Genomic DNA, 24,548 nt, shown 5'->3' with positions numbered 1-24,548 from the left:
AAGAGGGGTGGAGGGAGAATATGGTTTAACCTGAAGAAACTGATTGTGAAGCTGAAACTTCCTGCAATGAAATTTATCCTTTCATCCACTCCTTGAATATCGGGACTCTGGCTTTACTCACAAGAACAGCATCCTTGGGGGGTGGTGAAAGCTTAAGTAAAAGCCGACTGTTAAAGTAGAACTCAATCTCTTTTATGGCTTCCCGATTAACAATGAATTGTCTGTTTGCTTTGAAAAACTGTGTGGAGGATAGTTTTACTTCAAGGTCTTCCATGCTATGATCGATGGGATAGATTTGATGCTTATGCGTGCATCCATGAACCAATCCATTGTCAATGTAAAAGAATGCGAATTCCTTTTCTGGAATGGGCAGTAGTCGATCTTTGTAATGAATGAGAAACGTTGATGAATGATCATGTCGGGGAATTGCATTGATAATTTTGTCTATTACATCAGGGTTAATGATTTCTTTGCTAAGCTTATGATATTTTTGGAGGCTGAAGAGAAGATCTTCCTCTTTGATAGGCTTCAGTAAATAATCTATACTGTTAACTTTAAATGCGTCGATGGCATATTGGTTAAATGCTGTCGTAAAAATTACCGGAAAATCTACTGTTATCTTTCTAAAGATTTCAAATGATAATCCGTCTTCGAGTTGAATGTCAAAAAACGCTAACGCAGGATGTGGATTTAGTGTAAGCCATTCTACCGTTTGTTCAATGCTGGATAGCACTGAGACTATTTTGATTTCAGGCGCCACGTCGGTCAATAACAATTGAAGATTTTTAGCAGCGCCTGCTTCATCTTCTACAAGAATGGCACGTATGTCTTTCATAAAAGTGGCAATTCTACCTCAAAATATTCAGGTGTTTTTCTAATGATGATATCGTTTCGACCAATGAGTTGATATCGCTTTGATAAATTTGTAAGTCCGATACCATAACCGGATACAGTTTTTTTGAGCTGTAAATTATTTCGTACACGTAAGTTGTTTCCTAAAGACCGAATATCAATCGTCAACGGATTTTTGGCAGATAGGAGGTTATGTTTAATTGCATTCTCGACCATGATCTGGAGTGCAAATTGAGGTATGTTTTTAGTGAGATGCGCTTCCTCAATATTGATCTCAATTCGAAAGCTATCAGCAAATCTTTTTTGAAGCATAAAAATGTACGATGCTACAAACCGAAGTTCGTCTTGAACAGTCACTAATTTATGTTCACGTTTTTCAAGAATGTAACGAAAGGTTTCAGACAGATGATTAACAAATTCAAGTGCCTCCTTGCTATTGGCACGAATCAAACCACTTAATGAAGTAAGCGAGTTAAACAGAAAGTGCGGATCAATCTGTGATCGAAGTGCCGATAGCTCGGTTTCAGAATTCTTATTCTGCAGTGTTAATATCTCAATCTTATCGACTCGAGACTTGTCGACCAATTCTATGACATAAGTCACCAGCATTACTATCAGCATTATTCCCGTATTTCGGAATAAGTAAAAGATAAAGAATGCCCGCGGCGCATTGATGTTAAAAAGGATAGTTGCTATTAAAATTAGCACACCTGAAACAGCAATCATCAGCATGAGATTGATCAGCAAATTAAGAACAGGGCGCACACGGCCAGTCAACGCTAATACTTTGCCCTTCCAAAACAAATTGTATTGAAAGAACAATATGCTGGTAAGGAAAACGGAAATAAATAAATACAAAACCCTTCCGCCGGGTGCTGGTTGAATATTATTTCCGGCAATCCGTGACTGTTCACTTAATGCGATCCAAGGAAGCGAATAGAATATCGCCAGTGCAACGGAAAGGCTGAAGATTATTTTATACCGGCCATTCGTTCGTTCACGTATTGAATTCAATCCTAAAAGGAGTAATTTGATTGATGGATTCATCGTGCTAATGAACGGATTCAAATCAACTTTGATATTGAAAAACTTAAAATTCTTAAGGTAATTCAAATCGCTGAAAAAATTCCCATAGCAATTCATTGGCATTAATCGCCACAGAGGGTGTATCAGCTTTGGCTCGACTTTTTAATCCACCCGGCCATGCGTGTCCGCCATCTTTCGTTAAGTAATATTCAATTGCTGAGTTTCCCTCGCACGGCGACCACTTTTTAAAGGAATACTTGTCATTGTTGATGATGATCTGCGATGGCGTATCACATGAGTTTTCGACAGCCCATGCAGTTAACACAGAATCAATTGGAGGAAAATGATACCCGCCAATACCAATTCCCCCTTCATGCGGAATTTTCGTATCAAGCATGGAATGAATGTGTAAGATCGGTACCGCCCGTGATGGATGGCAAGGTTCAGAAACCACCATAGAACAACTCACAGTGGCAATGGCTGCAATCTTCTCAGGGATTTCGCAGGCTAGCCGGTAAGCCATCATACCTCCGTTTGACATGCCTGTTGCATAAACACGCTTAGGATTCACGTTGTAACGGGCCACCACGTCATCAATGAGTTCTCGAATAAACTTCACATCATCAATTTGATGGTCCAGGGCATAGTCACAACATGTCCCCGCATTCCACGTTCGCAATCCTAAAAACCCATTGCTTTGAACGCCTTCCGGATAGACGGCAATGAAGTTCGATTCATTAGCAAAATCCGCAAAACGGTAGTCGGATTCAAATTGACTGGCGCTTCCACCCGTGCCATGCATCCCGATAACCAAAGGAAAATCTTTTTCCGGCGTATCGTAATAGTCAGGAGGAAGGGTTAACACATACGTCCGGGCATATCCATCAATCATCATTGTTGCATGAAAGCGATAGGGTTTCTCCTCCGGCGCATCATTGTCGTCACAAGCTGTAAGTGCGAGCACGGTAAAAAGAAAAAGTGCGTTAAGAATAGTGTGCATCATTGTATGTTAAGCGTTATAGACTTTCCGGTAAAGAATATACTCGTTGGGAAATTTATTTGCCGTTTCTATTCTCAACAGTCGAAAACAAATTATGAATTCGCTTTTTTAAGACCTGAATTTTCGGCTTGAGGCTATGGATGACATAAACTTTAGCTGCTTTTGGGGGCGCTTTTTTAAGCGCAGATAAAGCGCAGTTTGCTCTTTCGAACGACCGCGTTAAGGGGTTGAATGGAGGATGACGGATTAAACCCGCACCTCCAAGCCTTGTCTAACGGGCTCAAAAAACAAACTGTACCTATGAAAAAACTAATTGGATTTTTAGCATTGTCACTAGCGATTCTCTCATGTTCTTCAGATGATCAAAATGCCCGTCTGGAAATAAGATTGACAGATGCGCCTGGCGATTACGAGGAGGTGAATGTGGATATCCAAGGGATTGAAGTGCACGCGGAGGGTGGCGATGCGGCGAACGGATGGAAATCGCTCAACGTAAACACAGGTGTCTACAACCTCCTGAAGCTATCAAATGGAATAGACACGTTATTATCGGCAACGGAGTTACCCGCTGGAAAAATTTCACAAATACGACTCATCCTTGGTAACAACAATTCGATCAAAATCAATAATCAGGTTATTGACTTGACAGCACCTAGTGCCCAGCACTCGGGGCTGAAACTTAATGTTCATGCGGACCTTGTTGAAGGCGTGACCTACAAGATTCTGCTTGACTTCGATGCGGCTCGCTCGATCGTTGAGACGGGCAGTGGTAAGTATAACCTGAAGCCAGTGATACGCTCCCTTACGGAAGCTACCAGTGGTGCCATTAAGGGTACTGTGACCCCCGTCGAATCTGCTCCCGCGGTCTTTGCCATAGTAGCAAGTGATACCGTTGCAACGACTTTTGCCGATGCTTCAGGAAAATTTTTATTGAGAGGAATACCGGCTGGAACATACACTGTTAGCTTTGACGCCAAAGAGGGATATACCGATTTTCAACAGGAAAGTGTAGCAGTTACTATTGGAAGTGTTACCGATATGGGGGCCATAGCACTTCCTTAATATTTCCTTTTAACACTTATTTAAAACATGAAGAGAAGGTTCAATCTCTTCATGTTTTATTCTCTTTCACAGGATTTTATCCTATGAAAAACCTACTTTATGTCAGCTTGCTTACAAGGATGCGAGTTGGACAAGGCTACTTGTTTCTCGTGGTTGTTAGACGGTCCCCTTCAGGACATACCGTTACTTTACCCATATTGACCCTTGTTCTTTCGGTGATCAAAATGTAAGTATAAAACGACCAAATATTGCCACTGCGATAAGGACATTTTTGTCTATGAAAAACATGGTATTAGGAATATTTAAACTACACCGCTATTTTAGCGAAAAGTATGTCCTGATTTTTATTATTCTTTTGACGTTATACGTTGTGAAATGCAAAGCGTCGGAAGGAAATTTCAGGGTTGGATCAAACAAAAAATTAACACTAAACATCAATTAACGCTATGGCAAAAAAAGCGAAAAAAGCTGCTAAGAAAAAAGCAGCTCCAAAGAAAGCTGCTAAGAAGAAAGCAGCAGCTCCTAAGAAGGCAGCAAAGAAGGCTGCTCCCAAGAAAGCCGCAAAAAAAGCAGCTCCAAAAAAGAAGTCAGCAAGAAAGCCTAACGCAGCATTTATGGCTGCACTTACTCCTAGCGAATCATTAGGAGCAGTAGTAGGTACCAAGCCAATTCCAAGAACGGAGATCATCAAAAAGATCTGGGATTACATCAAGAAGAATGGTCTTCAAGACAAACAAAACAAGAGAATGATTAATGCAGACGATAAACTGAAGACAGTTTTCGGTGGCAAAGAACAAATCTCTATGTTTGAATTGGCAAAAATCGTGAACAATCACGTGAAGTAATTCTGCGAGAAACTTCTTAAAAAAAACCTGGCTATCTCGACCAGGTTTTTTTTATTCCTAAAGAAATTGAAGCTGAATGTATTCTTACAATTAATCGAGACAGCGTGCAAGTCCCATCACTAAACCAAACTTGCTGTCATTGCGTCTTTATTATACTTGCTTCTATACTGCAGGGGAGAAAGGCCAGTGATTTTCTTGAATATCGTTCGAAAGGCTTTGCTGTCGGTATAGCCGACTTTGTACATCACTTCATTTATATTCTCACGCGATGATTCCAGGCTCATCTTAGCTGCTTCTATTTTTACACGTTGAATATATTCCACCGTTGTGTTGGCCGTGGCTTTCTTAAAGCGGCGTTCCAGGTTTCTACGGCTCAGCGCAAGCATCGAAGCCAATTCATCAACGGTTATTTTTTTCATGAAATTATTTTCAATGAATACCTGTGCCTTTTTGATGGGTTCGTCCTCGTGTTCTTTTTGGCCATTAAAAATGATAAACTGAGATTGACTTCCTCTTTCAATTTCTATTTCAAATACTTTAGCACAAAGCACTGCCAGGTTTCGGCCGGCATATTTTTCAACCAGGTACAAAATAAGATTCAAAAACGAATAGGCACCTCCACTGCAGTAAATACCATTTTCATCGGTAATGATTTTTTCAGCTACCAGGTTTACGTCCGGAAACATTCTCTTAAATTCATTGGCCGCTATCCAGTGCGTTGCACATTTTTTGCCTTTCAGTAGACCGGTCGATGCTAATAGAAAAGCGCCTAAGCAAAGGCTGGCAACCTCAGCGCCTCCCTTATACTGCTTAGCGATCCACGGTAGAAAATCGTGATTAATCTTGACAGAGTTTTCGAAATCACCTTTAATGGCCGGTATGATAATAAGGTCGGTTCGATCCACGTCCTTGATGGTGAGTTGCGGTATTATCGTGAATAATTTTTCATAAGTGTGCGTTTCTTTGGAAAGGCCAACAAGCTTGACATCGAACAAGGGTGGCTTACCGTTGCTAGTCATGAAGTCGTTGACTTGGTTGAAAACTTTATGAGGTCCTTCAATGCTTCCCATGACTGCCTCGCCTTGTGGTACTATAATAGAAATGTGTTTCATAAGTGTTGAAGTGTTGGAGTTCTAAGTGTTGAAGTGGGTAAACGGGTGTGATTGTTAATTCATATTCAAAATTAGGTTGGCTTTTTGTCGCGATCAACCCCTGGTAATGGCGCAATTACACCGTTATAAGTTTAATTTCTACCGAGATGACTTGTTGGGAACCGGTTAAAGACCATTTAACGTCATCCTGGTTTTATTTATACAATAGCCATTGTTAGGCGTTGCCAATAATGATTATTTTATTTCGAATTAGTCCTTTACCCCTTTAAACGCATGAAAACCGTTTTGTTGTTTATTGTTGTACTGCTTATGATAGGCGGGTCCATCCAAGGTCAATCACCCGAAGTTGTGTTGTTGAAAAATGTGACGGTGATCGATGGCTCTGGCAAACCGGCCCAAAGAAACATGAGCGTATTGATTAGGGATGGAAAGATTGGCTCGATTTCAAAACAAAATAACTTTCCCAATGCGAAAGTGATCAACCTTGCAGGCAAGACTATTATGCCCTTGCTTACCAATGTTCACGGTCACCTGGGGATGTCAAAGGGTACTACTGTGGGGGCAGAAAATTTTAATCAGGACCATATTATCAAGGAGCTCGAACGATATCAATCTTATGGTGTCGGTACCGTTGTTTCTATGGGTACAGATAAAGAACTGATCTTTTCAATCAGGGAAGCTTCCCGTTCGGGCAAAGTGCCAGGAGCTACAGTTTATACAGCAGGATATGGTTTTCGTCCTCCTTTAGCGGGCGGGTCCACGGAGAATGGAATGGAAAAGATTTATCGGCCTGCTACTCCAGAGGAAGCTATTAGGAATGTTAATGAATTGGTAGCTTTCAAACCCGATATGATTAAAATCTGGGTGGATGAAGGCGGAATAAAACCTGAAATATATCGTGCGATTATCAGCGAAGCGCACAAGCATGGAATACGCGTAGCCGCCCACTTGTACTATTTGGAGGATGCGCACCTTTTGCTCGATGCCGGGGTTGATATTTTTGCACATAGCGTCCGCGATAAAGAAGTGGATGATGCCCTGATCTCGAAGATGAAGGCCAAGGGAACGATTTATATTCCAACGCTGACGCGGGATGGATACGAATTTTTTTACGGTACGACGCCGACGTGGATCAACGATCCTTTCTTTAAAGCTTCTTTAGAGCCTGGTGTTTTTGAAATGATAACAAAAGAGGACTACAAAAATCGGATTGTCAATAATCCACGTTACCAAAAAAATAAAGAAGCCTATGCGATGGCATTGACGAACTTGAAGAAACTATTTGATGGCGGTGTATTGGTCGTGATGGGAACGGACTCTGGTGCACAACCAGTGAGGGCGCAAGGCTTTTCCGAACACCTTGAATTACAGTTGATGGTAGACGCCGGACTAACGCCATTACAGGCTATCTCGGTTGCTACACGCAATTCGTGTGAGGCTTTAGGTCTTAAAGATCAAGGCATCCTTTCGGCAGGTATGCGAGCTGATTTTGTTGTGTTAAATGAGAATCCTGAAGGCGACATTAAGGCCACGCAGTCGATATATGCCGTTTGGAAGGAAGGCGTACAGGTGAGTGGTGCAGTTCCAAAATAGTTTTCGACTAATTTTTATTAGTCAAGGAAACCGTATCCATCGTCATTTTTTTTAAAATTAAATCTGACACGTCCGCGGCTTCATCTGCATGCAACAACAGATCTTGTTTGTCAGCCCCTGCATTGAAAATAAAAGCGTAATTGTTTTCTCTGGCTACATCACCAATCGCTTTGTGAATCTTCTGTGTCACCGGTTCTATTAGTTGCTTATGTCTTTCTTGAAATTTGGTTTGAGAATCTTGTTCGGTCTTTTGGAGGTTGACCTTTAACTCCTGCAGTTCCTTTTGAGCATTTTGCAGTTCTGCGGGTGTCATTGTTTTTTCACGACCGATATGGTACTGGTATCGGTTTTCAAACTCCTTGTATTTAATTTTCAATTGGTTTTCCAGCTGTATCTGCAATGATTTTAATTCGGCGTCAATCTGTTTAGATTCCGGAAGTTTTTTGTAGATATAGTCGATATCGGCGTAACCCATTTTTGAGGTTTGATGCTGCTGAGCTTGTAAAAACTCAAACTGGATAATAAGGGCGAGCGTAACAAGAATTTTCATGTTGAATTATTGTGCTTCCAACGTTTGATGTCGAGGCTCCCAGGAAAGTTTTGTTCTATTAAAAGAAAAACAGGGGCCGCATTTCAGGATCGATTATATTGCGCCCTTCTAAGAATACTTTTTTTGAAGCGTACTTCTGTCATTTACTTCCTCACCGGGCTAACATTTGCAATCCTTTGGTCATCGGCTTCCATAGCCGGAAAATTTGGTTTACAATCTGTTGAGGCGCTGACGTTCTTTTGTATCCGATTTCTAGTTGCTGGCCTGTTGTTGCTAGGATATGTACATGGCATAAAAAGGCACCGGTTTCCTGTTGGTAAAGAGTGGTTCAATGTATCCGTGTTTGGTACATTTAATACGGCCCTTTACCTTGGTTTATTCATCCTTGCTTTGGAATCCGTGGCTGCAGGGATTACTTCACTGGCTATTGCATTGAATCCATTATTGATCAGCGTGCTTACTTCGGTTTGGATGAAGCGTAAAGTAATGGTGCAGGAATGGATCAGTATTTTTCTGGGCATTGCCGGCGTAGCAATCGCCACGTATCCTTTATTACACTCCGCACATGTATCGGTTCATGGTTTAATTTTAATCGGGTTATCCATGGTTGTTTATTCTATTGGATCGGTTTTTTATTCCTCCGTCATATGGAGCCTATCTCGTATTGCCATCAATGGATGGCAGGTTCTCATCGGCGGAATCGTGCTGTTGCCATTTGCCGCCTTTTCACATCAAGGCGGTAATAATTATGACACAAATTTTTGGTTCTCGTTGTTGTGGCTCGTTGTTCCGGTTTCAATTTTTGCTGTGCAACTGTGGCTTCGCTTGCTGCGGGAAGATGCCGTTCGAGCTTCTTTGTGGCTTTTCCTTTGCCCGATTTTTGGACTGGCCTTTTCTACATTCTTGTTAGACGAGCCTTTCACCGTGCATACGGCCATTGGGGCTACGGTAGTTCTGCTGGCATTATACCTTGGTCAGCATAAGCGCTAATCATTGGACCCATTAGGTCCAACATGATCTGCTTACGATTTGACCACATCGTCTCGTTTCTATCTTAATTACATATTGCTTTTTTAATTGTTAATACAGCATTTCTTAAACTTCTTTCCACTGCCACATGGGCAGGGATCGTTACGTTCGATGTCAGACTTCCGCCTATTGGTGATTTTCAACGTACTGGCTGTATCTTGTTTGAATGCCTTTGATAGCAATTCGTATAATTCAGGATGATTCTTTTGAAGTAATTGAGGACGTTCGAAAAAATATTCGCCTATTACAGGAAGAAATTCTCTTTGGTGGGTTGCACCATATTCATTGATATCACTTTTGCCTTTAATAATTTCCGCCGTTTTTTCCTGAATCAGATTTAGCCAGGGGAGGGCATATATTTTTCCATTAAGGAATGATGGAACACCATCAATATTTCCATCTTCTTTGTCGAGTAAGTGGATGAACTCGTGGATACCTACATTTTGTTTGTCGGTTGAATTATCAAAACCGCGGTGAAGAGAAGGTTTGGATAAAATCATTTTACCTTCCATTGTTCCACTGCCTACCATACCAGTAATCGTTTCTTCTTTACTATTAATCGTGTATTTGCTATCGAATGAATCAGGGTATAAAAGCACTTCATCTAAAAAAGTATAATCCCATTCCGGAAAGCCAAAGACAGGAATGATGGCACTGCTGGCAACAAGTAGTTTGTCTGTTATGTCGATATCAGTATTGATACCGGTGATGCGAACGTTGTTGAAGAAGCGTCCAACATCCTGTTCAAAACGATTTTTTTCTTCTGGTGAAAGGTTGTGATAGAAAACCACCTTTTGATCAAGTATTTTTTTCCACGACCCCGGAAATACTCCTGAACCTTTTTTGTGTTTGCGTTGCCGCGAATAAAATATGGAGAAGGAAATTATAAAAGCAATGATAAGGATGAAGGCGACCATAAAACTTAGATCTTTAACTTTTGCGTGGCGGAATCACGGGAACAGGTCTGTCAATTCTTCACCATTATTCCGGCGGCGAATCGTCCCGTGTCTCCTTTTCGTGCAGAGAAGAAATGATTATTATTTCTCACCGTACAAAGATCTGAAACTTCAATCCGTGAAGCAGAAACCCCAAATTCCATCAATTGAAGTTTGTTCGCTTTCCACAGATCCAACTTTGCTTTATTGGAGCCAGTGGGAATGAGCAATTCATTTTCGTGTCCGAAAGCTTGCCGAACCTCCTGAACAACTTCTTCGCCTACTTCGTACGATTCTTGAGAAACCGAAGGACCGATGCCAGCATAAACATGTTCTCCTTTCGTTCCAAATAGACGCTGCATCTCGTGCAATGTCTTTTCTAAAATTTTTGCTACCGTACCGCGCCAGCCTGAATGTATAGCACCGACGGCGTTATTCTTTTTGTCGTACACAAGGATTGGAACGCAATCAGCCGACATTACTGCAATACAAATGCCTGCTTCATTTGTAATCAAGGCATCTGTCTCCACCAGCGATTCTTTTGCAGTGCTTTGCGTTACATGAACGATTTTGGTTTTATGGACCTGTGACGGAAAAAATAAGTTGCCGTTTTCAATGCCCAATGCAGACGCAAGGCGACTCCTATTTTCATGGATGAAGGACTTATCAGGAGAGCTCGAAAGACTTAATGTAAATTCCCTTTCCTCCGAATGAGAGCTCCTGTCCGTTACGAAATGACGAATCGATTCTTCCTTTGTGAAATTTTCAAATTGCCAAAGATGTAGTCCGTTGATAGGTAATTTCTTCATAAGTCACAATTTCTCCACGTTCCAATGTAATGATTCTATTGATCGACCGGTCAGGCGTTTCGTTTAATTCTTGACCTCGGTTTAGAAAACTTGCTGATAAAATTCTCAAAGGCTAGTGCAAGATAATAGGAGTTGATATCATCATACTGATCTCCCGATGAGCGTATTTGAAATCCATAAGCATATCCCATCGTCAGAGAGGTGTTTCGTACAATTTCATAAGTCGCGCCGAGATATAATCGATGTTGGTCAAAAATCGTGTGATTGTTTTTCACGGCATGACCAAATTGCAGAAACACTTCATCAAACAATGTGAAAGTAACGGGCTTCACGGATGAGAAGATCCCAACTACATCCTTTTCGAATCTAAGCATGTATCGAAACCTCCAATTCCCTTGAAAATGATCATTGAAGGGAAATTCACGTTGTCGATAATCCATCGCAATCCGATTAGTAAGAATAAAATGCCGAAAGGATTTTTCATGTATAAGCTGCACGTTCGATCTCCATTCCGTTGTTGTCGGCCGTTCAACGTCTGAAGGAACAATATTTAAGACATGACTGGTGTAATACCCCAAAGGCATTGCTGAGATGCTCAATTTGTCAGTCAGCGCATATTCAAAAGATAAGGTGTATCCTTCAAATTGAAAGGAATGGAAAATGTTAGGATCACCGGAATAATTATTCTGGGTCCTGTGCTGTATTCCTAATTCCCATTCCAGCTTTTGCGAAAGTGTATCAGAGAATGTTAGCCGCGTCCAGGAAAGATGATGTGTATTTCTCTGTTGTGAAAAGCATGAAAATGGAACGATAACGAGCAGGAAAAACAGCCTGTGGTTCACACTAATAATTTTGAGCCATCAAAGGTAATGATAATTTCAGATTATTCAGTTGCCGATGCCACTTGGCTTCAGTGGGGCGGATTTAATGTAATGTTATTAAGAAAAGCATCAATTTCATCTTCGTTTCCTACGATCCATACAATATCCCCGCTCTCAAATTTAAAGGTTGACTCCGGATTTAATATGCGTTCGCTGTTTCGCTCAATTCCAACAATCAAGGCTTGCGCAGTTTCCCGGATGGCGGACTCCCTAATGGTCTTGTTACAAATGGCCGAATTCTCTAACACCGTAAAGTTTTTTAGTTTAATACTCACTTCTTGGGGTTCGGCAGGTGCTATGGCAGACTGTTCTAACAACGATTTTAACTTGCCCAGTTGCTCATCGGTTCCGATAACAGACATCATGTCGCCAGGGAAAAGCTTCTCGGTCCTTCCCGGGGTAACAATAATTTTTTTTCCTCTTTCTATTAAGGCGACGTTGATCCCAAACCTTTCGCGTAAAGCAATTTCCTGAAGTTCCTTGCCAATAAGATTTGATTCAGGTGCTACCTGGAACTCTACCAAGTGGGCATCCCATGGAACGATTGTCGCTCTTGCTGTCTTTTGATAATCCCTTTCATTCAAATTATATAAGAAGCGTTGCTCCAGCCGGTCATAAAACGCCTGAAGTTTTTTTCTAAAGAGGATGATGGTGAATATCATTACCATAAGTGTTACTAAAATACTTACAGCCGTAGAAAAGAAAATACTGAGCAAGACACCAACGTGAAATATCGCAACTACCACGCGTACCAACTCCAGCGCTATTAACGGACCGCGATTTATTTTTCTATTTAACCACAAATGTGAATAGGCTTCCCGTTGGATACGGCGGATTGCAAGCGCCCAAATAAAAGGTGCCATCAACATTAGGATAACAATGACGGTAATAACGGTGGCGGCATTGATATCTTTTCCAACATTGCTTACTATAAAAGGATATAAGTAGTTGTTTGATAAAAGAATAATGGCGACAAGAATTACGGAGTGAATAATGAAATTAAGAATATAAGATCGAAGAAGGGTTTGCCAATCGCTGATCCCCGATAATTGCTGTGTCCCGGAACTGTACCGATTCAGGGTTGATACCCACTTTTCAGGGAGTATGGATTCTATACGTTTATAAACCGGTCCGGAAAGTTTGATCAGATAAGGTGTGGTAAACGTAGTAATGGCTGAAGCAGCTACAGCAATTGGATATAGAAACTCACTTGTTACATTAAGAGAAACCCCTAAAGAAGCAATGATAAACGAAAACTCGCCGATTTGTGCCAGGCTCATACCCGCCTGAACAGAATGTTTCAACGATTGTCCCGATAGCAATGCGCCTATAGCCGACGTGGCAAATTTGCCAACAATCGTTACAAGCGTGATGATAACAATAGGTCCGGCATATTCAACGATAATTCGCGGATCGATCATTGTTCCCACGGAAACAAAAAAGACGGCGGCAAAAAGATCTTTTACCGATTTAATAATATGTTCAATGCGTTCGGCCTGTGTTGTCTCCGCGAGAATTGATCCCATGATAAAAGCGCCGAGGGCGGCCGAAAATCCCACTTCAACGGCAAGCATCACCATGAGCAGGCACAATGCTATTGAAATGATTAACAGTGTTTCATCATTTAGCAACTTAATTGTCCGTTTTAAAAAAGTCGGCACGAAAAATATTCCGCCCAGAAACCACAGGATCAGGAAAAAGGCAAGTTTCAGCATCTGGAGCATCAACTCTCCCCCCGCAAATTGTTGGCTCACGGCAATTGTAGAGAGGACAACCAGCAATAAAATTGCAACGAGGTCCTCGACAATCAGGATTCCAAAGACAAGACTTGCGAACTTTTTTGTTTTTGCTCCAACTTCCTCGAAGGCTCTATAAATAATCGTGGTCGACGACATTGAAAGTATCGCGCCCAAAAAAATGCAATCCATAAACGACCAGCCTAAGGCCATTCCTACCAGGTAGCCAATTACGATCATTAAAACGATCTCCACTAACGCAGTAATGGAGGCCGAACCTCCAACCTTAACAAGTTTTTTGAAACTGAATTCTAGACCTAGGCTAAACAAAAGGAAGATAACACCAATTTCAGATAGCGTCTTTACACCTTCTTCATCTGTTACAGTAGGAAAAATTGGCGTGTGTGGTCCAACTAAAAATCCGGCAAGGATATATCCAAGAACGACAGGCTGGTTTATTTTCTTAAATATGAGTGTAGTAAGCCCTGCAACAGCAAGAATAAGTCCAAGGTCGGTGATGATGTTGGGTAAATGGGCCATGATAATTAGTATCTCATAATACATCTATTCTGCAAAGATTCAAATTTTAACGTAGGGAACGTTTTTAAACAAATGATTAAAATGTATGTTTAATGAAGAAATTATAATTATCTTTGAGTTGGTTATAATTTTTGAGATGTCCAAGAAGAAAATAGCGGAACCGGATCTTTCTACAGAAGAGAAAATTAAGGATGCCGCCCAGCGCGTTTTTATGCAAAAAGGATATGCGGCTACCCGAACCCGAGACATTGCAGAAGAAGCAGGTATTAATCTCGCTTTATTAAATTATTACTTCCGCAGCAAGGAGAAATTATTTGAACTGATTATGCTCGAAAAATTGGAAAAGTTTTTCGGGTCGGTTGCGCCGGTTTTAAATAACGCAGAAACGACCTTAGACCAGAAGGTAATTTTATTTTCAAATAACTACATCGATCTATTAATCGAAAATCCGGAATTGCCGCTTTTTATCCTCAGCGAAATCAGGTATAACCCAGATCGGTTCGCGCATAAATTGCCGGTAGCAAAGATTGCAGACTCTCTTTTTTTAAAACAGCTGCATGAGAAAAGACAAGATATAAACCCAGTTCATTTTCTGATGAACATACTGGCAATGAGTGTTTTTCCGTTTATCATGAAACCGGTGTTCCATTCGGCAGGTATCATGAATGATAAAACCTTTACCGCAAGGATGATGGAACGAAAAGCATTAATTCCAAAGTGGATTAATGCGATGCTAAAAGCAAAATAAATTTTTTTGACCATAATTTAAACAAATGATTAAAACGTTCGTTTAATCCAGCAAAACAGCAATGCCATGAAAAAATTGCTAACCTTCTTATGCCTCTTATTGGTGTTTGATAAAACCCAGGGGCAAGCTTTGGAGAAACTCACATTGGAGGAATCGTACACCCTGGCAAATGAAAACTATCCCCAAATCAACCAACGTGATCTCATTTCAAAGAGTGAAGCCTATTCCATTAGCAATGCAGCAAAGGGAATTTTTCCGGTACTGACTATCAACGGCCAGGAAAGTTATCAATCCGATGTTACGCAGATCCCGTTCCAATCTCCTGAAATGAACATCGACCCCCTCAGTAAACATCAATACAAAGTCTATGGCGAAGTAACTATGAATTTATATGATGGTGGAGTTATTAAAAATCAAAAACAGTCCTATCAGGCAGGCGCAAAAATAGACCAGCAAAAATTGGAGGTCGAGTTGTACAAATTGAATGACCGGGTTAACCAGTTATACTTTGGCGCGTTGTTGTTAGATGCTCAAATCCGGCAGAACCAATTATTGAGGAATGATATTGAAAGAGGAATTCAACGAACGGAGGCTGCGATTGCAAATGGTATCGCTTTGAAAAGTAGCAGGGATGTGTTGCAAGCTGAGCGCTTAAAAGTGAATCAAAAATTGATTGAGCTCAACGCTGCCCGTACTGCGTATCTGGAAATGCTTGGCTTGATGGTTGGAAAAAACCTTGAAGATTCAGCCATCTTAGAAAAACCCAAACAGCTTGTGTCAAATGAAGTGATAAGCAGACCTGAACTTTTGTTGTTTGACTATCAGCGTCAGGCAATTGATGTGCAGAATAAATTTTTGTCAACCCGTCTCAAGCCAAAGTTTTCAATTTTTTTTCAGGGTGGGTATGGCAGGCCTGGTTTGAACATGTTGAAGAATGAAGCTGAAACATATTATATCGGTGGCGTCCGTCTTCACTGGACAATCGCTTCTTTCTATACCCATAAGAAAGAAAAAGCGCTGCTCGATATTAGCCGGAGTAATATTGAATTACAAAGGGCAACCTTTCTTTATAATACAAACTTGGCCGTCAGAAGTCAAAAAAGCGAAGTAAAAAAGATCCAGGATGTATTGGCAGCGGATGATGAGATTATCTCTCTCCGTGAAAAAATAAAAAATACAGCTTCGGCTCAGCTGGCGGATGGTGTAATTGATTCCAACGATTATCTCCGGGAAGTAACAGCGGAAGATCAGGCACGGCAAAACAAGATTCTTCACGAAATACAACTCCTGCTGGCACAATACAGCCTGCAAACAACAACTGGTATTTAGAATGTTAAAGAATAATTTATTCCGATCATGAAAACTATAATCATCGTCTTTACATCATTCTTGCTTTTTGCCTCATGCTCGTCAGATGAAAATGCTTACGACGCATCGGGGACATTTGAAGCGATAGAAACTATTGTATCCGCGGAAGCTACCGGTACGATTCATTCCTTCAATATTGAGGAAGGACAAACCCTGAAGCGTGGCGCATTCCTCGGGTTTATTGATAGCACACAACTGTATTTAAAGCGTAAACAATTGCAGGCACAGGTCCGGGCCGTCCTAAGCAAAAAACCGAATATATCGGTTCAACTCGCGGCGCTTTTAGAAGAACTGCAGCAGGCGGAACGAGAGCAAAGAAGGGTCGCTAGTTTGATTCGGTCTGACGCAGCCACCCAGAAACAATTGGACGACGCATCAGCGCAAGTATCCATCATAAAACGTAAAATCGCTGCCCAAGAATCTGTATTGGGGATTACGACGTCAAGCTTGAGGGAAGAAACTTTACCGCTGCAGGTACAAATGGAGCAGCTCGATGATCAATTAGCTAAGTGTAAAATAATAAATGCCGTAAATGGAACAGTACTAACGAAATATGCCGAGACTTATGAGACTGCCGTTGCCGGTAAGCCATTGTATAAGATCGCTGATTTGTCGAATATCATTTTAAGAGCTTACGTAACCGGGGATCAATTTTCGCAAATTAAGCTCTCCCAAAATGTCACCGTAGTGATCGATGATAGGGAAGGTAAATACAAGGAATACCCAGGTACTGTACAATGGATAAGCGATAAAGCAGAGTTTACGCCGAAGACCATACAGACTCACGATGAACGCGCGAATCTTGTTTATGCCGTTAAAATCGGCGTGAAGAACGATGGCTTTTTGAAACTGGGAATGTACGCCGAGGTAAAATTTTAAGCGATGAAAGCGGTAGTAGTAACTAATCTTTCTAAAGTATATGGAAAGGAAAAAACAAGAGCCGTTCATGATGTCTCCTTTTCTGTTGAGAAAGGTGAACTGTTTGGATTGATTGGTCCTGATGGTGCAGGTAAGACAAGCATCTTCCGCATGCTAACAACGCTCCTGTTACCCGACAATGGAACTGCTACTGTCGATGGATTCGATGTTGTAAAAGACTACAGGCAAATCAGAAACACGGTTGGGTATATGCCCGGAAAATTTTCGCTCTATCAGGATTTAACCGTCGAAGAAAATCTAAATTTTTTTGCTTCGGTATTTGGGACATCTATTCAAGAAAATTATCATCTCATTAAAGACATCTACATCCAGCTTGAAAAGTTTAAAGATCGACGGGCTGGAAAGTTATCGGGTGGAATGAAGCAGAAGCTTGCGCTATGCTGCGCGCTCATCCATAAACCTACTGTTCTATTCTTGGATGAGCCGACCACCGGTGTTGATCCGGTTTCCCGAAAGGAGTTTTGGGAAATGCTGAAAAGATTGAAGACCGAAGGTATTACCATCGTGGTATCGACACCTTACATGGACGAAGCATCCATGTGCGATCGTATCGCGCTCATTCAAATGGGAAAGATCATGTCAATCGATACTCCTGAAAATATCGTCGCTGCTTATCCAGTTCCATTGTACGCGGTTAAGGCCGATAACATGTTCCTGCTGCTTAAGAACCTTGGTGCATATGAAAAAACGATTTACAGTTATGCATATGGGGAATATGCGCATGCTTCTTTTAGAAATGTAAGTGACGAAGCCGAACCAGTAAAATTTTTAAACGAGAGTGGCTTACGGGAGATAGAAATTTATCAGACGACACCCACCATCGAAGACTGTTTTATCAAGCTTTTAAAGAATTAGTATATGGAAACGGTGATAAAGACTGAGAACCTGACGAAACGTTTTGGCGATTTCATCGCGGCGAACGAAATATCATTCGAAGTGTATAAGGGTGAAATATTTGGTTTTCTCGGTGCGAACGGCGCCGGCAAAACTACGGCGATGCGCATGCTTTGTGGTTTATCTATTCCATCATCGGGCAAGGCGACAATCGCGGGTTATGATATTTATAGACAAACTGAATTAATTAAAAAGAACATCGGCTATATGAGCCAGAAATTTTCGTTGTACGACGACCTTACTATACTGGAGAACATTCAGTTTTTTGGCGGCATCTATGGGCTATCTAATAAACAAATAAAAGATAAAAGTGAATCTTTGATCGAACAACTTGGTCTACACCAGGAAGCTAAAAAACTGGTTGTATCCTTACCGTTGGGGTGGAAACAGAAACTTTCTTTTTCTGTAGCGGTACTCCATGAGCCAAAAATTGTATTTCTGGATGAACCAACGGGAGGTGTAGACCCGGTAACAAGGCGACAATTCTGGGACCTGATCTATGAGGCTGCAAATCGTGGTGTGACGATTTTTGTTACTACTCATTACATGGATGAAGCTGAGTATTGCAACCGGATATCCATTATGGTGGATGGAAAAATAGAAGCGCTTGATACGCCATCCCACCTAAAAAAAACTTTCGCGGCCACTTCTATGGATGAAGTATTTTATCAGCTAGCTCGCGGCGCTAAACGTGGCGATTAACAACCGAAACATGAAACAATTCATAATATTTCTTAGAAAAGAATTTGCACATGTACTTCGTGACCGGAAGACGCTGTTGATTTTATTTGGTATGCCTATAACGCAAATTTTGATTTTCGGATTTGCGTTAACAAACGAAGTAAAGAACTCAAAAATTGTCGTGGTAGATAATGCAAAAGATGTTGCATCCCACAAAATAATTTCGAGGATCGAAGCCAGTCGTTATTTTGAAATTGAGGAGGCTATGTTGAATGCAAATCAAATTGAAGAATCTTTTCAACAGGGACTCATTAGAATGGCCGTTGTGTTTCCAGCTAACTTCAATCACGACCTGGTCCATCAAAATAAGGGACAAGTGCAAATCATTGCCGACGCCTCCGACCCAAATACTGCCACGACCTTGACCAATTATGTATCAGCAATTATTCAGGACTATCAAGCAGAAATGGATAAGGTTAATGCTATTCCTTATCGCATCGAACCTCAAGTACGGATGTTGTACAATCCACAACTAAAGGGCGTGCATAATTTTGTGCCTGGTGTTATTGCACTCGTTCTCATGCTGGTGTGTGTTATGATGACTGCCGTATCTATCGTACGAGAAAAGGAAACGGGGACCATGGAGATTTTGCTTGTCTCACCTTTCAAACCAATGATGGTGATGATTTCAAAAGCAATACCTTATCTGATATTATCTCTCATTAATGTTACGTCAATTTTATTATTGAGTGTGTTTGTATTAAAGGTGCCGGTGAATGGAAGTATCCTGCTATTATTTGCTGAAAGTACTTTGTTCATCATAACGTGTTTGACGTTAGGGATTTTTATTTCCGTAAAGACCAATTCCCAACAAGTAGCCATGCTGATTTCTTTGATGGGTATGATGCTGCCCACAATATTATTTAGCGGATTTATGTTTCCAATCGAAAATATGCCCAAGGCGCTTCAGATATTTTCTAATATAGTTCCATCTAAATGGTTTTATATCATCGTAAAATCAATCATGATTAAAGGAGTCGGCTTTTCTGAAATCTGGAAGGAAACGGTAATATTAATTGGCATGACGATTTTTTTATTAGGGTTAAGTTTGAAAAATTTTAAAATACGACTTGCATGAGAACCATCCGATTTCTATTGCAAAAGGAGTTCAGGCAAATATTTAGGAATAAGATAATTCTTGCCATGATCATCGTAATGCCTTCCGTTCAGTTAATGATTTTGCCATTAGCGGCCGATTATGAAATAAAGAATATAAATATCGCCATCGTTGATCATGATCGATCATCTTATTCTCAAAATCTTATTTCAACGATCACGGCTTCTGGCTATTTTAAATTAACGGGTTTTGAAAATTCTTTTAAAGAGGCCCTTCATTTAATTGAACAAGATCAAGCCGACTTGATATTGGAAATTCCCCAGGGTTTTGAAAGAAACTTAATAAGAGAAGGGGAGCAAAAAATGTTTATTGCTGTAAATGCAATTAATGGTGTCAAGGCGAACTTGGGAGGATCTTATCTAACGAGCATTATTAAAAATTATAACAACGGTATTCGATTGGAGTTGTCTCCCGCCACACGATTTTCTCGAAATCCAAGCATAGAAATATTGTCTTCCAATTGGTTTAATAATTTGCTGAGCTATCGTGTTTTCATGGTGCCGGGAATCTTGGCTTTTCTGGTGACCATGATTGGTGGTTTTCTCTCGTGCTTGAATATCGTCAAGGAAAAGGAAGTAGGAACCATAGAACAGATTAATGTTACCCCAATAAAGAAACATCATTTCATCCTTGGAAAATTAATTCCTTTCTGGATTTTAGGAAATGTGGTCTTCACGATAGGGCTGTTAATTTCCTGGTTGATCTATGGGATTGTGCCCGTTGGAAATCTGGCTGTTCTATATGGATTTATCGGCGTTTACTTGTTGAGTGTGTTAGGGTTTGGACTCCTGGTTTCTACATTCTGCGAAACGCAGCAGCAAGCAATGTTTATCATGTTCTTTTTCATGATGGTATTTATTTTATTGGGGGGCCTATTCACTTCCATTGACAGCATGCCTGAATGGGCACAAATTATTTCGAAGCTAAATCCTGTTAGCTATCTTATCAGCGTCATGCGAATGGTGATTTTGAAGGGAAGTAGTTTGAATGATATCGTGCCTCACTTGATAATTACTTTTGTATTTGCTGTTGTATTGAATACGTGGGCTGCTTTGAACTATAAGAAGACAACTTAATATTACCTCAATTATGTAACGGGCAAATGCGTGTTAAAAGATTTTTTTCTGAAGCAATTTCTAACCTTAAACTGGAAGAAGTCAGGAGTGAATTTCAGCGCTCTTATCTTTTAATCTCTTTGTTTTCCCTGATTTTGGTTATTGCAGTCGTAAATTTTTTTCTGCTTCGCGATTCAGTTGTAAAGTTTTATGGCGGGGTAAATACGTTCTTAACCCTCGTAGTCTTTATCGTCGTGTTTCTGCTTTATCAGTCCCTCGTTCTGCAATACCTGAAGATAAAGCTAAGGCGCAATTCGGGCACGACGTTTATTTACAAGTTCATCCACACCATGATCGAAATCAGTTTTCCAACAACGATTATCTTTTATATGATGAGTGAGTTGCGAATGCTTTCTTTTATTGATTCCCCGGTGAGCCTGACATATTTTGTGTTTATCATCTTGTCCATTTTACACCTGGATTTTAAGGTAAATATTTTTGCCGGTGTATTTGCTGCCATGCAATATGCCTTTCTGGTGTACTATGGATTCAATTATGTAGACTATGATGCATTGTACGCAAGCTCGACGCCGGAGAACTCGCACTATATTCGTGCCGTTGTATTGGTATTTTCAGGAGCCGCAGCAGCTTTTGTATCCCGCGAATTAAAAAACCGAATCACCAGTACTATCGATTTTCAGGAAAAGAAGAATGAGTTGGAATTGTTGTTCGAACAACAAGTATCTAAGGAAGTGTCGAAAGCATTGTTAAAAGAAAAAGGCGTCACTAAGGGGAATGAAGCAACAGTCATGTTTCTTGATGTTCGGAACTTCACGGCTTTTGCTGACACGCACACGCCAGAAGAAGTTATCGATTATCAAAACAAATTTTTAGGCCCAGTCATCGATATTATTAATCAACATCAAGGTGTGGTATTTCAAATATTGGGCGATGGTCTTATGGCCTGCTTTGGATCGCCGGGCGAAAACGTACTTCACGCAGACATGGCTTTTCAAGCAAGTCTGAAAATTTTAAAGCAGGTCCAGGAGGCATCCACACAAAAGATAATTCCCCCGACGACCATCGGAATTGGCTTGCATAGCGGCCTCGTTGTGAGTGGCAACATTGGGAATGAAAGCCGTAAACAATTCTCAATTAGTGGCTCGCCTGTCATTATTGCATCACGAATTGAACAATTGAACAAGAAATATCGCACACAATTGCTCATCTCGGGACAGGTATTTCATCAGATTGTGAAAGGGAAAATGGATATCAAATTTCTAGGTGAAGAACCGCTTCGCGGAATTGGAACGCCTGTTGAAATTTACAGTGTAAGTTGATGTTTCAACCCGGCGTGGTATTTCGGAAATCGAAAACGCTAATAACCAAATGGCTAATCTGCTTCCACCCAACCGGGCGGGAAGGCTATTGGAAAAGCGATAGCTGGTGATTGGGTCTTACGATTTTCGAAGTGAAAGGGCGGCTAGCATAGCCGTAACGCTTGTCAATGCTGTAGACCGGTGTTTCCTCGTATCTGGAGGCGACAATAATCTCCGTTTTTCCGGCACAAGGCGTAAAAAGATTTTTTACGAGTTCGGGTCGATTATTATTTTCTGAGAGATGTGATAAAAACAAATGACTCATAAAGGGTGGCCTGTGTTCCAAAAATAATTGCAACGCTTGTTTATTTGACAAATGCCCACGGCCGCCGCGGATGCGGTTTTTTAAAACATAAGAATAGTTGCCACGGTCTAACATTTCCTCATCATAGTTTGCCTCAAGAAATGCCGCATGACATTGTTTAAAATGGCGGATAACATTTTTGCACGCCAGCCCAATGTCAGTGAAGATTCCAACGCTGACCTGATTGCAGGTCACAACGAAGCTATGCGGGTCGCATGCGTCGTGATATTTCGGAAAAGGTATGATGGAAAGGTTACCAATACGAACAGGTTCGAAAGGTGTAAAATGTTTTATATAGGGTTCCTTCAATTTAAGGCGTCCTCGTTCTAATGTATTACTAGTAATGAAGACAGGAACCTTAAATCTTTTAACAATAGACCGTAACCCTTTAATATGGTCGCCGTGTTCGTGCGTAATAAAAACCGCTTTTAGTTTCTCCGGGACAAGGCCAATTCGCCTCATCCTTTTATCCGTTTCCGTGCCCGAGATTCCCGCGTCCACCAAGATGCCTTCACGGTCATTACCTACATAATAACAATTTCCGTTACTGCCTGAATTTAAGGAGGCCATGAATAAACCCATACAGTTATAAGTTCTTATATTTCCCTAACTCATTTCTTAATTCGTCGAGTAAATCTTCCTTGTCTGGTAATATGGATGCTGAAAAATAATAACAGTCCTCCAATTGATAACCTGTGATATTCAGACGTTTTCCATTAATCGGAGATGTAACGATGATATTGGTTGTAATTTTTTGTTCCGTATTCTTTCTTAAAAGATTAAATGATGGATCCACAGCAAGTTCCGGAAATTCGGTCCACATATTTTTACCGACCAGATCTTTTCCTCTTGCGCCTAAATTTTTTTCTGCAAAATCATTTACAAAACGGTAATTCCAATCGAAGTCAAGTATATAAACTGAAAATTTAAGCGTATTGAATTTATCAAAAGGAAGGTCAGTAAATTTTTTATATTCAGTAATAGGAAATTTGTGCATATGAATTCTGGTCGCTAAGTAAGTAATATCCCGTTCAATAGACAAGCATAGAATCAATATTTCAATGGATGGCTAGTTTTCTTGCTTTAAGAAATAATTGTGTAGCAGGTGCACCAGTGTTGGGGCCGATTTTCCCTGTAAGCACTTTTTAAATATCGGCAAACGTGGTCTAGCCAAATATTTTCAGCTACGTCATGGTTTAAAATCTGACTGGTCGGGGTACAATTATTGATCTCACTTTTGCCTGTGAATACCACAGTTCAAGATCAACATTAACCTTTCAGTTTATGAGTCACGAAAAATTTGAAACCTGTATTGACGCATGCATAGCGTGTGCTATTGCCTGCGAACACTGTGCAACGGAATGCTTAAAAGAAGAAGATGTAAAAATGATGACACGATGTATTGAGCTCGATCGCGAATGTGCTTCCGTATGCCGGTCTGCGGCTGAACTCATGTCTATTGGAGGAAGCCACGCGGCTTTGCTGTGTAGTGTATGTGCGGATATCTGTGACGCCTGCGCACGGGAATGTGAAATGCATGATGTGGACCATTGTCAGGAGTGCGCTGAAGAGTGCTCGGCCTGCGCTGAAGAATGCCGGAAGATGGCAGAACAGCATGTTTGATTTGAAAAAGGGAAGTAAGCTGGTGATCGATCAGATGGCTGCCGGAATATATTGATTGCCTTTACTTCCCTTTCAACTCGATCTTCATTATTAAGTAATTAAGTTTATGATATACCCCTAATTTAAAATAGCTTCTAAATCTAAATTACGGTGTCAAAATCAGTCTCCCTCCAGGGATATTTTCTTGTTCAGATTTTGAAAGTGCAAATTTTGCAAAACCGCTGACATTTACGTTAGCATATATCCTAATAAACCTTCTTAGCCCTAATCGGATATGCCGAAAATTTGAAAGAGCTCTTTTTATTTTCGTTTCAATTTTTATGAATGATACTTTGTGAGATCAAAGAACGGGAAAACTTCTTTGACTATGGGCATAAGAAAAAGACTTCTTGCCGAATTAAATGGATTAA

The 24,548-nt window shown here is 40.7% G+C and carries 24 protein-coding genes; 13 read left to right on the top strand and 11 right to left on the bottom strand.

Annotation, left to right across the window (positions count from 1 at the left end; all coding sequences use genetic code 11):
* Positions 1–73: 73 nt before the first annotated feature.
* From P2W71_RS17685 to P2W71_RS17675, 3 genes are read right to left on the bottom strand one after another with little or no spacing between them, the layout of a single operon-like run.
* Positions 74–835, bottom strand: a complete 762-nt coding sequence (locus tag P2W71_RS17685) for a LytTR family DNA-binding domain-containing protein (protein WP_276372640.1) — start codon at positions 833–835, stop codon at positions 74–76.
* Positions 832–1,899, bottom strand: a complete 1,068-nt coding sequence (locus P2W71_RS17680; RefSeq protein WP_276372639.1) for a histidine kinase — start codon at positions 1,897–1,899, stop codon at positions 832–834. The genes P2W71_RS17685 and P2W71_RS17680 overlap by 4 nt, the downstream gene beginning before the upstream one ends.
* A gap of 52 nt (positions 1,900–1,951) precedes the next feature.
* On the bottom strand, positions 1,952–2,881 hold the full coding sequence (locus tag P2W71_RS17675) for a PHB depolymerase family esterase (protein ID WP_276372638.1): 930 nt from the start codon (positions 2,879–2,881) through the stop codon (positions 1,952–1,954).
* Positions 2,882–3,178: 297 nt separating this feature from the next.
* Here P2W71_RS17675 and P2W71_RS17670 point away from each other — a divergent pair, with 297 nt between their 5' ends.
* Complete coding sequence (locus P2W71_RS17670; RefSeq protein ID WP_276372637.1) at positions 3,179–3,940, top strand: DUF4382 domain-containing protein; 762 nt, start codon at positions 3,179–3,181, stop codon at positions 3,938–3,940.
* A gap of 446 nt (positions 3,941–4,386) precedes the next feature.
* Positions 4,387–4,785 (top strand): SWIB/MDM2 domain-containing protein, encoded by a 399-nt coding sequence (locus tag P2W71_RS17665; protein WP_276372636.1) that lies wholly within the window; start codon positions 4,387–4,389, stop codon positions 4,783–4,785.
* Between the two features lie 119 nt (positions 4,786–4,904).
* Here the strand turns inward: P2W71_RS17665 and P2W71_RS17660 are convergent, their stop codons facing one another.
* Positions 4,905–5,897, bottom strand: a complete 993-nt coding sequence (locus P2W71_RS17660) for a helix-turn-helix domain-containing protein (protein ID WP_276372635.1) — start codon at positions 5,895–5,897, stop codon at positions 4,905–4,907.
* 273 nt (positions 5,898–6,170) lie between these two features.
* Between P2W71_RS17660 and P2W71_RS17655 the strand changes: the two genes are divergently transcribed.
* Entirely contained in the window at positions 6,171–7,490 is a 1,320-nt protein-coding gene (locus P2W71_RS17655) for an amidohydrolase family protein (RefSeq protein WP_276372634.1), read from the top strand.
* A gap of 7 nt (positions 7,491–7,497) precedes the next feature.
* Here P2W71_RS17655 and P2W71_RS17650 read toward each other — a convergent pair whose 3' ends face one another.
* Entirely contained in the window at positions 7,498–8,040 is a 543-nt protein-coding gene (locus P2W71_RS17650) for an OmpH family outer membrane protein (protein WP_276372633.1), read from the bottom strand.
* A gap of 123 nt (positions 8,041–8,163) precedes the next feature.
* Between P2W71_RS17650 and P2W71_RS17645 the strand changes: the two genes are divergently transcribed.
* Positions 8,164–9,030, top strand: coding sequence for an EamA family transporter (locus P2W71_RS17645; protein ID WP_276372632.1), 867 nt, complete (start codon positions 8,164–8,166; stop codon positions 9,028–9,030).
* An 83-nt stretch (positions 9,031–9,113) separates the two neighbouring features.
* On the opposite strand, the gene P2W71_RS17640 is transcribed toward P2W71_RS17645, so the two are convergent.
* The 4 genes from P2W71_RS17640 to P2W71_RS17625 form a co-directional block, all read right to left on the bottom strand.
* The gene (locus tag P2W71_RS17640; protein WP_276372631.1) at positions 9,114–9,986 is read right to left on the bottom strand and encodes a zinc-dependent peptidase; all 873 of its coding nucleotides are present in this window, start codon (positions 9,984–9,986) and stop codon (positions 9,114–9,116) included.
* A gap of 50 nt (positions 9,987–10,036) precedes the next feature.
* Positions 10,037–10,813 (bottom strand): peptidoglycan editing factor PgeF, encoded by a 777-nt coding sequence (gene pgeF, locus P2W71_RS17635; RefSeq protein ID WP_276372630.1) that lies wholly within the window; start codon positions 10,811–10,813, stop codon positions 10,037–10,039.
* Positions 10,814–10,863: 50 nt separating this feature from the next.
* The gene (locus P2W71_RS17630) at positions 10,864–11,655 is read right to left on the bottom strand and encodes a DUF2490 domain-containing protein (protein ID WP_276372629.1); all 792 of its coding nucleotides are present in this window, start codon (positions 11,653–11,655) and stop codon (positions 10,864–10,866) included.
* A gap of 68 nt (positions 11,656–11,723) precedes the next feature.
* Positions 11,724–13,970 (bottom strand): cation:proton antiporter, encoded by a 2,247-nt coding sequence (locus tag P2W71_RS17625; protein WP_276372628.1) that lies wholly within the window; start codon positions 13,968–13,970, stop codon positions 11,724–11,726.
* Between the two features lie 136 nt (positions 13,971–14,106).
* Between P2W71_RS17625 and P2W71_RS17620 the strand changes: the two genes are divergently transcribed.
* The 8 genes from P2W71_RS17620 (at position 14,107) to P2W71_RS17585 (ending at position 22,172) form a co-directional block, all read left to right on the top strand.
* Entirely contained in the window at positions 14,107–14,718 is a 612-nt protein-coding gene (locus tag P2W71_RS17620) for a TetR/AcrR family transcriptional regulator (RefSeq protein WP_276372627.1), read from the top strand.
* Positions 14,719–14,784: 66 nt separating this feature from the next.
* Positions 14,785–16,047, top strand: coding sequence for a TolC family protein (locus P2W71_RS17615; protein ID WP_276372626.1), 1,263 nt, complete (start codon positions 14,785–14,787; stop codon positions 16,045–16,047).
* A gap of 27 nt (positions 16,048–16,074) precedes the next feature.
* Positions 16,075–16,965, top strand: a complete 891-nt coding sequence (locus P2W71_RS17610) for an HlyD family efflux transporter periplasmic adaptor subunit (RefSeq protein WP_276372625.1) — start codon at positions 16,075–16,077, stop codon at positions 16,963–16,965.
* Positions 16,966–16,968: 3 nt separating this feature from the next.
* The gene (locus tag P2W71_RS17605) at positions 16,969–17,880 is read left to right on the top strand and encodes an ABC transporter ATP-binding protein (RefSeq protein WP_276372624.1); all 912 of its coding nucleotides are present in this window, start codon (positions 16,969–16,971) and stop codon (positions 17,878–17,880) included.
* Positions 17,881–17,883: 3 nt separating this feature from the next.
* The gene (locus P2W71_RS17600; protein ID WP_276372623.1) at positions 17,884–18,621 is read left to right on the top strand and encodes an ABC transporter ATP-binding protein; all 738 of its coding nucleotides are present in this window, start codon (positions 17,884–17,886) and stop codon (positions 18,619–18,621) included.
* 10 nt (positions 18,622–18,631) lie between these two features.
* Positions 18,632–19,738: an ABC transporter permease gene (locus P2W71_RS17595; RefSeq protein WP_276372622.1), complete on the top strand. Its 1,107-nt coding sequence runs from the start codon at positions 18,632–18,634 to the stop codon at positions 19,736–19,738.
* On the top strand, positions 19,735–20,853 hold the full coding sequence (locus P2W71_RS17590; protein WP_276372621.1) for an ABC transporter permease: 1,119 nt from the start codon (positions 19,735–19,737) through the stop codon (positions 20,851–20,853). Before P2W71_RS17595 ends, P2W71_RS17590 begins: the two co-directional genes overlap by 4 nt.
* 26 nt (positions 20,854–20,879) lie before the next feature.
* The gene (locus tag P2W71_RS17585; protein ID WP_276372620.1) at positions 20,880–22,172 is read left to right on the top strand and encodes an adenylate/guanylate cyclase domain-containing protein; all 1,293 of its coding nucleotides are present in this window, start codon (positions 20,880–20,882) and stop codon (positions 22,170–22,172) included.
* An 85-nt stretch (positions 22,173–22,257) separates the two neighbouring features.
* Here the strand turns inward: P2W71_RS17585 and P2W71_RS17580 are convergent, their stop codons facing one another.
* Both P2W71_RS17580 and P2W71_RS17575 read right to left on the bottom strand, forming a co-directional pair.
* The gene (locus P2W71_RS17580) at positions 22,258–23,085 is read right to left on the bottom strand and encodes an MBL fold metallo-hydrolase (protein ID WP_346659967.1); all 828 of its coding nucleotides are present in this window, start codon (positions 23,083–23,085) and stop codon (positions 22,258–22,260) included.
* 16 nt (positions 23,086–23,101) lie between these two features.
* Entirely contained in the window at positions 23,102–23,512 is a 411-nt protein-coding gene (locus P2W71_RS17575) for a hypothetical protein (RefSeq protein WP_276372618.1), read from the bottom strand.
* 405 nt (positions 23,513–23,917) lie between these two features.
* On the opposite strand from P2W71_RS17575, the gene P2W71_RS17570 reads away from it, so the two are divergent.
* Positions 23,918–24,193, top strand: a complete 276-nt coding sequence (locus P2W71_RS17570) for a hypothetical protein (protein ID WP_346659966.1) — start codon at positions 23,918–23,920, stop codon at positions 24,191–24,193.
* Positions 24,194–24,548 lie beyond the last annotated feature (355 nt).

This window comes from Chryseolinea sp. H1M3-3 (genome assembly GCF_029360725.1).
Taxonomy (GTDB): Bacteria; Bacteroidota; Bacteroidia; order Cytophagales; family Cyclobacteriaceae; genus Chryseolinea.
The sequence above is the reverse complement of the archived record's forward strand: the minus strand, read 5'-3'. Positions and strand labels throughout refer to the sequence as shown.